The 14,924-nt window shown below is 72.1% G+C and carries 11 protein-coding genes; 5 read left to right on the top strand and 6 right to left on the bottom strand.

Annotated elements, in window-relative coordinates; translation table 11 throughout:
* Positions 1–17 precede the first annotated feature (17 nt).
* The 3 genes from Phou_RS32305 to Phou_RS32295 are packed head-to-tail and all read left to right on the top strand — an operon-like array spanning position 18 to position 5,142.
* Positions 18–3,236: a hypothetical protein gene (locus Phou_RS32305; protein WP_173063146.1), complete on the top strand. Its 3,219-nt coding sequence runs from the start codon at positions 18–20 to the stop codon at positions 3,234–3,236.
* Positions 3,143–4,141 (top strand): hypothetical protein, encoded by a 999-nt coding sequence (locus Phou_RS32300; protein WP_173063143.1) that lies wholly within the window; start codon positions 3,143–3,145, stop codon positions 4,139–4,141. The genes Phou_RS32305 and Phou_RS32300 overlap by 94 nt, the downstream gene beginning before the upstream one ends.
* Positions 4,138–5,142 (top strand): hypothetical protein, encoded by a 1,005-nt coding sequence (locus tag Phou_RS32295; protein WP_173063140.1) that lies wholly within the window; start codon positions 4,138–4,140, stop codon positions 5,140–5,142. Before Phou_RS32300 ends, Phou_RS32295 begins: the two co-directional genes overlap by 4 nt.
* A 48-nt stretch (positions 5,143–5,190) precedes the next feature.
* Here Phou_RS32295 and Phou_RS32290 read toward each other — a convergent pair whose 3' ends face one another.
* The 6 genes from Phou_RS32290 to Phou_RS32265 all read right to left on the bottom strand — a co-directional run bounded on the left by Phou_RS32290 (position 5,191) and on the right by Phou_RS32265 (position 12,333).
* Entirely contained in the window at positions 5,191–6,138 is a 948-nt protein-coding gene (locus Phou_RS32290; RefSeq protein ID WP_173063137.1) for an oxidoreductase, read from the bottom strand.
* Between the two features lie 41 nt (positions 6,139–6,179).
* The gene (locus Phou_RS32285) at positions 6,180–7,193 is read right to left on the bottom strand and encodes a glycosyltransferase family 2 protein (protein WP_173063134.1); all 1,014 of its coding nucleotides are present in this window, start codon (positions 7,191–7,193) and stop codon (positions 6,180–6,182) included.
* Positions 7,194–7,218: 25 nt separating this feature from the next.
* Complete coding sequence (locus tag Phou_RS32280) at positions 7,219–8,364, bottom strand: glycosyltransferase family 4 protein (RefSeq protein WP_173063130.1); 1,146 nt, start codon at positions 8,362–8,364, stop codon at positions 7,219–7,221.
* A gap of 89 nt (positions 8,365–8,453) precedes the next feature.
* Complete coding sequence (locus tag Phou_RS32275) at positions 8,454–9,470, bottom strand: lysylphosphatidylglycerol synthase domain-containing protein (protein WP_173063127.1); 1,017 nt, start codon at positions 9,468–9,470, stop codon at positions 8,454–8,456.
* Complete coding sequence (locus tag Phou_RS32270) at positions 9,467–11,212, bottom strand: AfsR/SARP family transcriptional regulator (protein WP_173063124.1); 1,746 nt, start codon at positions 11,210–11,212, stop codon at positions 9,467–9,469. Before Phou_RS32270 ends, Phou_RS32275 begins: the two co-directional genes overlap by 4 nt.
* Before the next feature lie 125 nt (positions 11,213–11,337).
* On the bottom strand, positions 11,338–12,333 hold the full coding sequence (locus Phou_RS32265; RefSeq protein WP_246274095.1) for a glycosyltransferase family 2 protein: 996 nt from the start codon (positions 12,331–12,333) through the stop codon (positions 11,338–11,340).
* A 563-nt stretch (positions 12,334–12,896) separates the two neighbouring features.
* Here Phou_RS32265 and Phou_RS32260 point away from each other — a divergent pair.
* Complete coding sequence (locus tag Phou_RS32260) at positions 12,897–13,922, top strand: NAD-dependent epimerase/dehydratase family protein (RefSeq protein WP_218579295.1); 1,026 nt, start codon at positions 12,897–12,899, stop codon at positions 13,920–13,922.
* Positions 13,923–13,950: 28 nt separating this feature from the next.
* Positions 13,951–14,910, top strand: a complete 960-nt coding sequence (locus tag Phou_RS32255; RefSeq protein WP_173063115.1) for a UbiA prenyltransferase family protein — start codon at positions 13,951–13,953, stop codon at positions 14,908–14,910.
* Positions 14,911–14,924 lie beyond the last annotated feature (14 nt).

Here is a 14,924-nt window from a genome sequence, read left to right as displayed (position 1 = left end):
GCTCGTAGCGTGGCGGGATGCCTGCGCCGGTGCGGGTCCTCACGTTGCCGCCCACGCCGGTCGTGCGGCAGGCTCCGGTGACGCTGCCCGAGGTCCGGCCGCCGGCCGATCGGGTGGCGGGCGTGTCGCCCGCGCAGTCGCTGGTGGGCAACGCGGCCGTGGTGGCCGGGCTCAACGCGGTACCCCCGTCCGGGATGCGCTGGGCCGTGCCCGGCGCGGACCCGGTGGCCGCCCAGGGCGCGGTGGGAAACGCGGCGGTGGCGGCGGGCGCGGCCAAGCCGCCGGTCAAGGAGCCGGTGCGGGCCACGCCGAAGGAGCCGGCGCCGGCGGCCGCCCTGGGCGCGGCGGCGCCGGCGGTGGCCGAGCCCGCGCCGAAGGCCAAGGCGAAGCCCGAGGCGGGCAAGCGGTCGGGTCCGGCGGGTGATCCGAAGTTCCAGGCGTTGAGGAAGGACGTCGGGGCGAAGAAGCGGACGGTCGGCACGAGTCATCCGCCGGCGAAGGCGGAGGCGTCCAACGCGCAGGGTGCGGCGGTGCCGCCGGCCGATGACAAGGAGGCGCAGGGCAAGGCGGCGAACGCGGAGAAGATGGACGCGGCGCAGCCGAGACAGTTCGACAAGGCGGCGTTCGTCAAGGCGGTCAAGGACGCGATCGCCAAGCGGGCGCCGCAGAACCTGGACGAGGCCGACAAGTTCGCCGACTCCGACAAGCCGGCGCAGGTCAAGGCCGAGGTCCAAGGTCAGGTGGCCGACGGCAAGCAAGCGTCCGCCGAGCAGATCGCGACCACGACCGCGGCGCCGCCGGACACCTCCAAGGCCGTGGCGAAGAAGGTCGTCCCGCTGACCGCCGACCGGCCGCCGGCAAAGCCGGGCACGCCGGATCCGGCAGGCGCGGTGCCGGACAAGCTGCCGGCGTCGGCCACCGACACCTCGGACGGGCCGGAGCGCCTCGACCGGCAGCTGGCCGACGCGCAGGTGACCGAGCCGCAGCTGGCCAAATCGAACGAGCCCACCTTCACCAAGGCCCTCGACGGTAAGCGGGGTGTGGAGCGGGAGGCGCCGCAGGCCCAGAAGCGGATGCTCACCCACGAGGGCAAGACGCTCGCCGCGGCCAAGGCCGAAGCCGGCGGCCTGGGCGCCGCCGCGATGACCAGCATCACCGGCACCCGGGTCAGCGCCGGTAAGCAGGTCGGCGCCGGCAAGGGCGCGGCGAAGGGGCGGGACGAGGACGCGCGGGCGCGGGTGACCGCCACGCTGCAGCGGGTCTTCGACGCGACCAAGAAGGACGTCGAGGACATCCTGTCCGGGCTGGACAAGAAGGTGGACGGGCAGTTCACCCGCGAGGAGCGGGCCGCCCGGGACGCGTTCACCGACGAGCACAAGCGCCGGATGCAGGAGTACAAGGACCGGCGGTACGGCGGCGTGCTCGGCAAGGGCCGCTGGGTGCGGGACCTGTTCGCCGGGCTGCCGGAGGAGGCCAACCAGATCTACGTGACCGCCCGCGACCGGTACGTGTCCCGGATGGAAGGCGTCATCTCGAACATCGCCGACACCATCGGCGGCGAGCTGGCCCGGGCCAAGCGGCGCATCGCGGACGGCCGCCGCGACCTGCAGACGGCTGTCAAACAGCTCCCCGCCGACCTGCAGGCGATCGGGCGGGAGGCGGCCGAAGGGTTCGCGGACAAGTTCGACGAGCTGCGCGAAACCGTGGACGACAAGGGCACCGAGCTCGTCGACACGCTCGCCGAGAAGTACACCGAGGCGCTCAAGAGCGTCGACGACGAGATCGCCGCCGAGAAGGAGAAGAACAAGGGCCTGGTCGACAAGGTCGTCGCCGCCGTCAAGGGCGTCATCGACACCATCATCGAGCTCAAGAACCTGCTGCTCGGCGTGCTGCGCAAGGCCGCACAAGCGGTCATGGCCATCCTCAAGGACCCGATCGGCTTCCTCGGCAACCTGGTCAAGGGCGTCGGCGCCGGACTCAAGCAGTTCCTGCGCAACATCGGCAAGCACCTGCAGGCCGGCATCCTGTCCTGGCTGCTGGGCGTCTCCGCCCAGGCCGGCATCCAGCTGCCCGCCAAGTTCGACGCGCGCGGCATCCTGCTGCTGATCGCCTCCCTGCTCGGCCTGACCTGGCAGTTCATCCGCGGCCGCCTGACCCGCCGGGTCCCGGAGCAGGCCGTCGCCGCCGCCGAGACCGCCCTGCCACTGGCCGCGAAGGTCAAGAAGCAGGGCATCGGCGGCCTCTGGGACGACCTCAGGTCCAGCGTCGGCGACCTCAAGAAGACCCTGATCTCCAAGGTCGTCGACTACCTCGTACCCACGGTCATCGTCGCCGGCATCACCTGGGTGCTGTCCCTGCTCAACCCCGCCTCGGCCTTCATCCGCGCCTGCAAGCTCATCATCGACATCGTCCGCTTCGTCATCGAACGCGGCCGCCAGATCATCGAGTTCGTCAACGCCGTCCTCGACGCCGTCATCGCCATCGCCCGCGGCGGCGGCGCAGGCGTCCCCGCCCTCGTCGAACGCGCCCTCGCCAGATCCATCCCGGTCCTCATCGGCTTCCTCGCCGCCATCCTCGGCATCGGCGGCATCGCCGGCAAGGTCAAGCAGATCTTCCAAACCCTCTCCCGACCCGTCGCCAAAGCCGTCGACAAGATCATCGACAAGCTCATCACCCTCATCAAGCGGCTCTGGGCCAAGCTCAAGAGCAAGGTCAGGCCCAAGAAGCCGAGGAAACCGGCGAGGCCGCGCAAGCCCTCCGACCGGCGGCGGCCGAAGCGGCCGAGCCGCCGGGACAACACCCCCGAGGGGCAGAGCCGCCGGCTGCGCGCCGCCGTCGCCGCGGGCGTCTCCGCGGTCAACCGGTACCGGGGCGGCCCGTCGCCGGCAAGATCCTGCAGCCGCTGCTGGCCGCGATCCGGATCCGGTACGGCCTCGACACGCTCAGGCCCGTCGTGCGCGGCGACCACTGGGCGGTCTACGGCCGGATCAACCCGGAGCTGGAAAACGGCACCGGCGCGCGGGCCGAGGGCGAGGAGCCGACCGGCGCCAACCCCCACTTCGCCGAGGACGCCAAGGCGTTCGAGCGGAAGCTGTCGGCGGACGCGGCGGACGACAGCCGCGCCAAGGGTGCGATGCGCACGATGGCGGCCAAGGCCAAGGCGTACATTGTGGAGAGTGTGGGCGGCGGCTGGGACGCCTGGGACGCGGAAAACGCGCGGCTGGCCACGCTGCTGAGCAAGGTGGCCGAGGCCAACGTGCACCGGTCCGGCTCGGTCGGCGGCAAGGTCTCCGACCTGATGGCGGTCTTCGACCGGGGCACGCTCACCGAGCGGTTCGTGCACATCATCCGGTTCTACTCCGGCATCCTGGGCAGCGACCTCGCCGACCGCAGGATGGCGAACGAGGTCCGCAGGCGGATCGCCACCGCGCAGCTCAACTCCGACTTCCTGGAGGCGCGCATGGCGGACCTGCGGAAGATCAGGTTCACCGGCAGGTCGGCAAAGGAGAGGACCGACGCCATCCGGGAGGCGATGGCACCGGTGCCGCCGGACTCGGACGTCAGGTTCCAGCGGGACTCGCGGCAGCGCCGGCCGGCGAGCGAGAGCCGGGACATCGGCGTCACGATCGAGGAGACCGGCCTGCGGATGAGCCCGCGCGAGGTGGGCCTGCACCGATCCGCCCAGCGGCAGGAGTTCGAGCGGGCCGAGCGGGAGCAGCCGGGCCAGACCGACGTGCAGAACGACTGGGACCGGTACCGTGACGTGCTGAAGTGGCACGCGGGCACCAAGGAGTGGACGGCCAGGAACGAGCACAGGTGGGTGGCGGAGATGCAGGAGCTGCAGCTTCCGGTGGGAGCCGGGCCGTCCGGCACGACAAACGCGATGATGAACGCGGCGCAGGCGCTCGGCGGCGAGCTGTACGCCACCCGCCTGGCCTGCATCGGCTTCCTGGTCGGCGCGCGGCACCACACGCTCGTCGAGGTCCTCGTGGCGGCGGAGCCGTTCGGGGCCGGCATGACCCGCGGGCAGAAGATGTACCGCAACGTCGAGCCGTACTCCGAGGCGAAGCTGCGCACGTTCGGCAAGAACGGCAAGTTTCCCGACGAGGCGCCCGACGCTCCCGGACGGGGCCGCTCGTGACCCGGTTCTGCGAGCCGGCGCCGCAGCTCGTCGGGACGAGGTTCTGGCTGCCGCCGGAGCCGTTCGAGTTCGGCTGGGAGACGGCGGTCGGCTGCAACAGCATGCGCTGCGACCGCTGCCGCCAGGTGGTGCGCTCCGAGGCGCGCCCGGACGGCGTCCGCCACTACCGGTGCGCCTGCCAGGAGAAGGACGTCGTCTGGCAGTACCGGATCGGCGACGAGCCCGACGACCTGTACGCGCCGTTCACCGGCTGGGCGTGCGAGGGGCACCCGGACTTCCGGCTCCCGGCGACGCTCGACGGCGTGCGGCTGGACCATGACACCGACTGGGGCGCCCTCGCCGGGTCCGCGATCCGCCGGCCGCCGTTCGTGCCGCCGGGCCTCGACGGTGACGTGGTGTGGCTGGTCCGGCTGCACCGGCTGCTCGACGCCGAAGGGCCGCGGCTGAGCCGCGCGGTCGCCGGCCTGCTCGACTCGGACGATCCGGTGCTGGTCCGCGGCGCGCTCGACTTCTTCCTCGACGAGGACGGGGCGGCCGGCGGCGAGCGCGTCACCGCCATGGTGGTCGAGCGCCGGGCGTGGCTGAGCGAGACCCCCGACCCGCGGTACCCGTCCGACCCGCTCCTCGACACCGCGGCGGAGCTGCTGTTCGCCCGGCTTTCGATCGCCGCGGACACCGGCGAGCCGGCCGACCGGGAGGTGCTCGGCGCCGCCAAGCGGCTGGCCCTCACCGGTGCCGGCCCCCACGACGCGCCGCTCGCGCTCGGCGTGGCGGATCCGGACTGGCTGTGGGCGCACGCGGGCGACCTCGTCAGGGCGCACGAGGAATGGGCCGGCATGCTCGTCTACGCGGTCGCCGACGCCTCCGCGGAGGTCCGGCGGCGGGTCGTCACCGAGGCGGCCGGGATCGCGCCGGACCGGGTGCGCCGCGCGGTCGGGCAGCACGTCCCGGAGCCGGAGCGGGGCGCCCTGCTGGCCGCGATCGACGCCGCGGCGCCGTGACCGCGCGGGCGCGCCAGCCTGAACGCCGGCGCGCCCCTCACGACGCCGCTAGGCCGGCTTGCCGACCGCGTCGAGGCCGGTGAGCTCGGCGGACAGGGTCCACAGGCGCTCAGCCGCGGCGCGCTCGTCGGCGCCCTCGAAGGTCTTGGCCAGCGCGCACGCCTGGTAGTAGCCGCCGCCCTCGCCGGCCAGCTGGGGCGCGGTGGCCACCCAGGTCTGCGTGGCGGCACCCTGCTCCGGCGCCCGGAACTCGGGCAGCAGCGCCACGCCGTCCTCGTCGATCCAGCCGGCACCGACCATCTCGTCCTTGGTCAGGTGGCGCTGGAGCGGAGTGAGGATGTATCCAGGGTTGATCGAGAAGGCGCGCACCCCGGCGTCCCGGCCGCGCCGGTCGAGCTCGGCGGCGAACAGGACGTTGGCCGACTTGGACTGCCCGTACGCCGCCCACTTGTCGTAGCCCTCTTCGAAGTGCACGTCGTCCCACCGGATGCTCGGGGACTCGCCGATGCCCGACGCGACCACCACGACGCGCGCGCCCCCGCCGGCGGCGATGGCCGGCCACAGGTGGTTGACCAGCGCGTAGTGGCCGAGGTGGTTGGTGGCGAACTGGGACTCCCAGCCGTCGCCGACCCGGGTCAGCGGCGCGGCCATGACGCCGGCGTTGGCGATCAGGATGTCGACGCTTCGGCCCGAGGCCAGAAACCGCTCGGCGAACCCGCGCACGCTGTCGAGGTCGGCCAGGTCGAGCTCCTCGACCTCGACACCGGCGATGCCGCCGACCGCCTCGCGCGCGGTCTCCGGGCGGCGGGCCGGGACGACGACCTGCGCGCCGGCCGCGGCGAGCGCCCGTGTCGTTGCCAGGCCCAGGCCGGAGTATCCACCGGTCACGATGGCGACCTTGCCGGTGAGATCGACACCGGCGACCACCTCGGTGGCGGTGCTGTCGATTCCGAAGGCGGGACGCTCAGGCAAGCCAGGGTGCTCAGAAACTGTCATGTCCAACTCTCCGTCGGGCACCGTTTATCGGCGCGAGGGGGTCAGGCGGTCTTCTCCACGCGGTAGAGCCGCCGGGTCATGCTCGGGAACAACAATCCTTGCAGAATGCCGATACCAGCGGCCACCGCCGACGTGAGTGTAACCAGCAGATGAATCACCGTGAATTGGAGTCCGAACACGACACCGTGGTTGCGGAAGGCGTAGGCATAGGTGCGCTTGTCCAGCAGAATGCTGATGCCGGTCAGGGCCGCGGCGGCCAGCAGCGCCCACGGGCCGAGCAGCACCGCCGACCCGAGCGCGAGCACCCCGGCGAGGACGAACCCGCTGCCCAGCGCGCGGTGGCCGGCGCCGGCGCCGCCGGGCAGCTTGTTGAGCCGCAGCCAGTTGGGCGCGCCGAGGCGGGTGCGGTTGAAGACCTTCTTGAGCATCACCCGCATGGTGCCGTCGTGGTCGTGCCGGCCGCGGATCGTCGGCACGGCCTTGACCTCGTACCGCGCGTTGAGCCGGAAGCCGTAGTCCTGCTCCTCGGTCCAGCGCAGCCTGTCGTTGAACTCGCCGATCTCCTCGAACGTCGCCTTCTTCATCGCGAACAGCGCCGAGTGCAGGCCCGGGATGGCACCGTCGATCTCGTTGAACCACACGTACTGCTGGATCGCGCGGTAGCGCTTGACGAGGCTGTCCGGAAACATCGGCTCGGCCCGGTACATGCCGCAGATGGCGCCGAGCCCAGGGTCGTCGCGCAGGAACTGGACGGCCCGCTCGACCGCGTCGGGGTCGAGCGCCACGTCCGAGTCGACGAAGAACAGCACCTCGCCCTTGGCGTGCGCGGCGCCCAGGTTTCGCGCCGTGGAGACACCGCTGTTGACCGGTACCTGCAGCACGGTCACGCCGAGCCCGCGCGCGATTTCCACCGAGTCGTCGGTGCTCGCGTCATCGGCGACGATGATCTCGATCGAGGGGTACGTCTGGCGCTGTGCCGCCTTGACGCACTCGCCGATGGTACTGGCGTAGTTGTAGTTCGGAATGATCACTGAGACCAGCGGCTGCTCGTTCATCGGCACTCCATTCTCGGTTCTTTTCTCAGCGGTCGCGCCGGGGTGTGGCCCGCCCGCGAAGGGTGGTGAACAGGACCTCGTGCGCGTCCAGGGACGCCGCCGCGGAGAACTGGGCCCGGGCGGCCCGGGCCTTCTGCTCCCGCCAGTCCCGTGGCATCGTCGCCAGCTCGCATATCGCGCCCGCCAGGGCTTGCGGGTCCCGCGGCGGGACCACCCGGCCGAACCCGGTCGAGGTCACCGGATAGCGGCTGCCGGGCAGGTCGGTCGTGACCGAGGGGATGCCGCACATCAGCGCCTCGGCCAGCACGATGCCGAACGACCCCGCGACCGCCGGCAGCGTGAACACGTCGATCGAGGCGTAGAAGTCGTCGACCTCGCGGCCGCGCAGCTCGCCGAGGATCCGCACCCGGCTGTCCCGCTCGATCTCGGCCTGTACGGCGGCGAGATTGCTGCCGCCGGCGACCGTGTGGTAGTTGCCCGCGATCAGCAGCCGGGCGTCCGGGTCCGCGATCCGCTGGAACGCCTGTACCAGGTAGCGGATGCCCTTGTCCTCCACGATCCGGCCGAGGAAGCCGACGTGCAGGGCGCGGGTCTCCCGGTACCGCGGCTGCCCGCCGCGCCGGTCGAGGCAGGGCGGCGTGATCGGGGTGAAGTGGCGGCGGCGGATCACCGGCCAGAACCGCGACGCGCGCGCCTGGTCGTGGCTGCTGGCCACCACCGCGGCGGAGCAGCGGATGGCCGCGCGGGACGCGACGTCGGTCGCGCGGACGTACATCCGGCTGAGCCGGCTCGGCGGCAGGTACGGGTCGGTGTGCAGGCGGCTCACCACCGGCACCGGCCGGGTCAGCGGCATCAGCAGCCCGGCCTCCGGCATCGGCAGGTTGAGGTGCAGCAGGGCGGAGTGGCGTGCGAGCTGGCTGGCCAGCAGCGGGTAGTGGGGGGCGACCACGGCCCGGCTGACCCGGGTCAGCACCGGCGAACGGTAGATGTCGACCCCGCCGACCGTGTCGCGCAGCGGCAGCTCGGGATCGTGCTGCGCGGCCACGACGGCGACCCGCCAGCCGCGGTTGGCCATGCCCTCGGCGATGCCGCGCGCGGTGTGCGTCAACCCGCTGACGTACGGCTCGTAGTAGGTGACCGCGACGGTGAGGTCGTATTTCTTGTCCGGCATGGGTACCGCATTCTTTGAGATCACGCTATCGCCGCTTTCGTGTCTCCGACCGTCTGCAGTGGAGCGTCCGGAATCGTGGATAACGCACATTAGCGGCTCGTCCGTGACCAACGCCTTGGCGGATTCTTGGAGCCGGCGCGCCTTCTGACCACCTCGGTCGCCAGCAGGCCGGCGCCGGCCGTGGTGAGCTCGCTCAGCGCGACCACGAGGCGGCTGACCAGCGCCACGACCCCGGCCACCGGCACGGGCAGCACGATGCTGAGCGCGGCCAGCACGACCACCTCGCGCACGCCGATGCCGTCGGGCGCGAAGACCGCGAGCACACCGGCGATGGCGGCGAGGCCGAACGCGCCCACGCAGAGCGGCAATGAGCGCAGCGGCGGCGCGCCCATGGCCACGGCCAGGAACCACAGGTGCGTACCGCCGATCAGCCACGCCGCCAGCTGGGCGACGACCGCCCGCCGGATGCCCGGTCCGGACAGCGCGGTCGGCGGCTCGGGTCTGCGGCGGATCCGGGCGAGCAGGACGGTGCCGAGACCGACCAGGTGCGGGCGGACCAGGACCGCCACCACCGGCAGGACGGCCAGCACCAGCCAGGCGGACGACGCGCCGAACACCTCCGGCCCGGCCGCGAGGCCGACGGTGGCGCCGGTCAGCAGGCTGATCATCAGGGCCAGCAGCCACGCGGCGCTCATCCGGCTCGCCGGCACGCCGATGCTCCGTCCCATCTGGACACTCATGACGAGGCCGAGCACCTTGCCGGGCACGTACTTGACGAACTGTCCCAAGTAGAAGATGCGGGCGGCGTCCGCGGCGGCGACCCGCTCCCCCACCCCGGCCAGCGTCGCCCGCCAGGACAGCATCGTCGCGACGAGCCCGGCGGCATTGGCCAGGAAGGCGAGCGCCGCCATCGAGGCGAAGAAGCCCGGTCGCTGGCCGCGCAGCGTGGTGGCCACTGTGGACCAGTCCTGCCCGCGCAGCGCGAGCACCACGAACGCCGCGGTCGCGACGAGCATCAGCCCCATCAGCGAGCGGCGCAGCAGCATCCGCCCGCGCCGCACCGGCTCGGCCGCGACGGTCTCGGCGACCGCGGCCTCGGCCGTCACGGTGCGGTCTCCGGCTGGCCGGCGAACCGCTCGCGGGCGTACAGCCGCAGCAGCTCGCCCATCCGGTACGTGCCCGGGGCCGAGGTCTCCAGCAACTGCGCGTCGACGAGGCACTCCAGGATCCGCTCGGCGTTGGCCTCGGACTGGCACAGCAGGCGCGCGGCGCTGGAGCGGCTGAGCTCGGACAGCGGCGCCGTGCCGAGCAGCTTGAACGCCTCGGCGATCGCCCGCTCGGCACGGTCGGCGCTGCCGGACAGGCGGTCGTAGGAGCCGGCCATGCTGGCCCGCACGCCGACGCCGTCGAACTCGAGGTTGTCCAGCCGGCGGCGCTCGTCGGCGAGCCGGTCGCGCAGCTCGGCGAGGGGCCAGCCGGGGCGGGCCACGAGCCGGGCTCCGACGATGCGCAACGCCAGCGGCAGGCACTCGCACCACCGGGCGATGGCGGCGGCCGACTCCGGCTCCGCGGCCACCCGCTCGGCGCCGACCCAGTGGCTCAGCAGCGCGACCGCGTCGTCGACGGTGAGCGGGCCGATGCGCAGCTGGCACACGTCGCTCAGGCCGGCCAGCGGCTGGCGGCTGGTCACCAGCGTGCCGCAGCCGGCGCCGCTGGGCAGCAGCGGGCGCACCTGGGCGGCGTCGACGGCGTTGTCGAGCACGAGCAGCAGCCGCCGCCCGGCGACCACCGAGCGGAACAGCGCCGCGGCCTCGTCGACCTGGTCGACGTCGTAGGTCACGCTGCCCACCAGCGTGCGCAGCATCCGGGCGAGCGCGTCGACCGGGGTGAGCGGTTCGGCGTTCGGGCTCGACCCGCGCAGGTCGACGTAGAGCTGGCCGTCCGGGTAGCGGCTGGTGAGCTTGTGCGCGGCGTGGATCGCGAGGGTCGACTTGCCCACGCCCGCGGCGCCGTAGATCGACACGACCGGGCTGGACCGGGCCGGCGCGGCCGGGTTGAGCCAGCTCAGGATCGGCGCGAGGTCGTTGCGGCGGCCGGAGAACCGGGCGATGTCGGCGGGCAGCTGCCGGGGCACGTACCGCACCGGCGTGGCGACCGGGCCGGCGGGCACCGCGTACGGCTCGTCGAGCTCGCCGCGCAGCACGGCCACGTGCAGGTTGCGCAGCTCGGGACCGGGCTCGGCGCCGAACTGCTCGACGATCTGCGCGCGCGTGTCGACGTACCACTGCAGGGCTTCCGAGGTGCGGCCCATCGCGCACAGCGCGCGCATCTGCAGCGACACCAGCGGCTCGGCGAGCGGGTACGACCCGAGCACCCGGGCCAGCCGGTCGGCGACCGACTCGGCGTTGCCCAGCCGCAGCTCCTCCGTGGCCCAGGCGCCGGCGAGGCCGATCAGCTTGGAGGCGACGCTGCGCCGCACCCGCACCGCCCAGTCACTGGCCAATGTGGACAGCGGCGGCCCCTGCCACAGGTCCATCGCCTCGCGCAGCGCCGCTATCCGCTCCTCGCCGCCGGCCTGCGACGTGGCCCGGCCCATGTCGATCAGGTCGTCGAGCCGGTGCAGGTCGACCCGCTGGCGGTCGACGTTCAGCACGTAGCCGTCGCCGTGCCGGCTGAGCCCCACCGGCGGGCCGAACTCGTCGACCTCCGACATGGCGCGGCGCAGCCTGGCTACGTGCGCGTACAGGGCGCTGCGCGGCGCCTCCGGCGCGGCCGGTCCCCAGACCCGCTCGGTCAGCGTGTCGATCGAGACCGGTGTACCGGCGTCCACGGCCAGGGCGGCCAGCACCGCGCGACGCTGACGCGGTCCCACATCAAGTGGCCGTCCGGACGCCTCCACCTCGATCGGTCCCAGTAGTCGGATCCTCACGTCTATCTCCCCGTTTGTTGCGCCTTACCTTTGGCCCGAGCGCGTCAATGGGCTCCGGCCGGTGTCTGGTATCGCCGGCGGAAGCGGGCGTCGAGCAGGTAGCGCAGGCCACCGCTCAGCGCGCCCGCCGAGATGGCGAGGCCGTACGCGAAAGTCAGCAGGACGCTCGGCGGGATCATGCGCCAGCCGGCGGTGCGGCGCACGTAGCGCAGCATCGGCAGGTTGACGGCGATGAACCAGGCCAGCAGGGCGGCCGGTACCGCGGCGAGGTAGGGCGAGAGCAGGGCCAGGGGGAGGGTGACGGTGGCCAGGAACGCGGCGGCCACCTCGGCCGGCCGGTGGGTGGCCTCCCGCTCGGGCTTGAGGTCGCGCTGCTTGAGCACCAGGGGCACCAGCGAGATCGCCCGCTTGTACAGCTTGCGCAGCACCGAGGAGAGCCGGTCGTCATCGTCGTGGTACCCGATGACCGACAGCGTGCGGGTGACCGGGTAGTGCTCGGCGATGCGGAGGCTGAACTCGTGGTCCTCGTTGGCGTACTGCCCGAGCAGCCGCTCGTCGAACGCCCCGATGTTGTCGACCACCCACCGCGGCACGGCGCCGCTGGCGAAGTGGCCGGTGCGCGCCGGGCCGAGCTTGCGGGTGGCCCGGTAGTGCCCGTAGAGCACCTGCACCCACTCGACCACGCCGTCGTCGACGAGCGGCCGGTTGCCGTAGACGCCCCACACCGCGCCGTACGACGGGTGCTCCTGGAAGATCTGCACCGCGTTGGCCACGGCGTCGGGGGCGAGCGCGACGTCGGAGTCGAGGAAGAAGAAGATCTCGCCGTTGCTGGCCTCGATCCCCCGGTTGCGGGCGGGCCCGGCACCGACGTTGGTGGTCAGCTCGACCAGCGTGCAGTCGAGGCCCCGGACGATGTGCGGCGTCTCGTCGGTACTCGCGTCGTCCACCACGACGACCTCGATAGATTCATAGGTCTGAGTCAATGCCGATCCGACGCTGAGGGCGATGGTCTTTGCGCTGTTGTGGCACGGGATAATCACCGACACCAGCGGCTTTGACGTGGTCAATGGCGCTCCTCGGTCAAGGGCCCGCGGTCACTCTAGTGCAAGGAGGACATCCACGGGTAGGTATACCTGATTACCTGCGTGTTAATAGGGGAGACCGCCTGGCCACTGCGTCGGACATCAATGTGATGCACGCCTCTGAACGGCGTGGCGAGTTGACAGGCGGCCAGGCTTTTTGGGGCCCTTTCGTCCGTTATGACGGTCGTGGTACCCGCGCCTTCCATCGCTCCCCCTGAGATCGTCTCCCGCTTCAAAAAGGTATCTACGGGACCTTGCTCGAACCTTGGCGAAGGCACCAAGGAGAGGGCAATCGTGGGTCACTAGCGTCACTGGTGCCAATGTACGAATTCAAGGATCAGGGAGGCGGGGGCAGATGTGACCTGCACAACAGGCCCGCCGGCAACGGCCCGGATTCGACGAATAGACGATGTCGCGTCGATGAATGTCTGAATAAGCGGATGACTTATGAAACGTCACCGTCACGCGGCCGTGACAAAGCATACCGGGGAGCGCGGAGTTTCCCGATCTGGGAGGTGGAAGTGCACATTGTCGTAACCGGAGCGGCGGGCATGTTGGGCACCGCCCTGCTGGCCCGGCCGTGGCCCGGCGTGACCTGGACCGGCGTCGACATCCGCCCGCTCGCGGACCGCGCGGGGGACCGGGCGGCGTACATCCGGGCCGACGTGCGGGACACCGGCGCGATGGAGAAGGCGTTCCGCGGTGCCGACGTCGTCATCCACTCGGCCGCCGCGCTGCCCAGCCACCGCGCGGCGGACATCCGCTCGGTGGACGTGGACGGCACGGTGTCGGCGCTGGACGCCGCACGGCGGGCCGGGGTGGGCAGGTTCGTGCACGTCTCCTCGACCGCGGTGTACGGGCTACCCCGCCTCTGCCCGACGCCCGAGGACTACCCGTGCGAACCGGTCGACCCGTACTCGGCGGCCAAGCTCTCGGCGGAGACCGCCGTGCTGAAGCTGCGGGAGCAGGGGCTGTGCGCGCCGATCGTGCGGCCCAAGACCTTCCTCGGCGAGGAGCGGCTGGGCCTGTTCGCGATGCTCTTCGAGTGGGCCGACGAGGGCCGGCACTTCCCGTTGATCGGCGGCGGCGACGTGGCCACCCAGATGCTCGACGTCGACGACCTGTGCGACGCGATCCAGCTGATCTGCGAGGGCACCGACGACAAGGTCAACGACACGTTCAACATCGGCGCCCACGAGTTCGGCACGCTGCGCGAGGACTTCCAGGCGGTACTCGACGCCGCCGGCCACGGCAAGCGCGTGCTGACCGTGCCGGTCGGTCCCGCCGTCGGCGCGCTGCGCGTCCTGGCCGCCCTCCGGCTCTCGCCGGTCTACAAGCGACTCGTGCACAAGCTGACCCGCGACTCGTACGTGTCCACCGAGCGGGCGGTCGAGCGGCTCGGGTTCGCGCCGCGGTTCAGCAACGAACGGGCACTGCTGAAGACGTACGACTGGTGGCGGGCGAACAGGACGCGACGCAGCGCCGGCCGCACCCACCGCGACCCCTGGAAGCAGGGCGCCCTTCGGCTCGCGAAGGCGCTGTTCTGACAGTCCATGGAGCAAGGAGAGGTTCGCCATGGATCACGCCTTGAAAGTCCCCAGCCCTGCCCCGCCGGACCTGCCGGTCGTCACCGTCAGCCGGACGGCTCCGGCCCGCCTCGGCGGCCTGTTCACCCTGCTGCGGCCCCGACAGTGGGTCAAGGGCGGCCTGGTGCTGCTGGCGCCGGTGGTGGCCGACCCGGTGGCCGCGGTGGCGCAGGTCGTACCGCTGGCCGGCACGCTGCTGGCCTTCCTGGCCGCCTCCTCGGCGGTCTACGTCTTCAACGACCTGAAGGACCGCGAGCGGGACCGGCTGCACCCGACCAAGCGGCTGCGCCCGCTGGCCAGCGGTGTGGTCAACACGCCGGCCGCGGTCGCGCTGCTCACCGCCCTGCTGGCCGGCACCGCCGTGCTGCTGACCGCGCTGCCCGGGCTCGTCGGCGTCATCGTCGGCGGCTACCTCGCCATCAACCTGTGGTACTGCCTGGCGCTCAAGCACCAGCCGCTGGTCGACGTGTCGGTGGTGTCGCTCGGCTTCGTCCTGCGGGTACTCGCCGGCACGGTCGCGGTCGGCATCGAGACCCAGCCGGCGCTGCTGATCGGCGTCTACTGCGCGTGCCTGGCACTGTCGCTGGGCAAGCGCCGGCACGAGCTGGCCGCGATGCTCGCCGACGGTGGTGAGGCGACCGCGCACCGGCCGGCGCTGCGGGCGTACTCGGTGCAGTTCCTGGACCATGTCGTGGTGGTCAACCTCGTGGCGGCGCTGGTCGGCTACCTCGCCTTCGTGTGGGTGTCGACGCCGCCGTACGGGCCGGTCACCGCCGCGCTGACATTTCCGTTCGCCGCCTTCGCGGTCCACCGGTACCTGCAGATGGTCACGGTCGGCAGCTCCGGCGGCAACCCCACCGAAGACCTGGTCCGCGACCGCGCGCTGCAGGTCAACCTCGGCCTGTGGGCGGCGGTCCTGGGGCAGGCCGTCCTGGCGAGCATCTGGTGACCCGTGGAGGGGGC

Origin of the sequence: Phytohabitans houttuyneae, assembly GCF_011764425.1 — a bacterium.
Classification (GTDB): domain Bacteria; phylum Actinomycetota; class Actinomycetes; order Mycobacteriales; family Micromonosporaceae; genus Phytohabitans; species Phytohabitans houttuyneae.
This window is presented reverse-complemented; position numbering and strand designations above follow the sequence as displayed.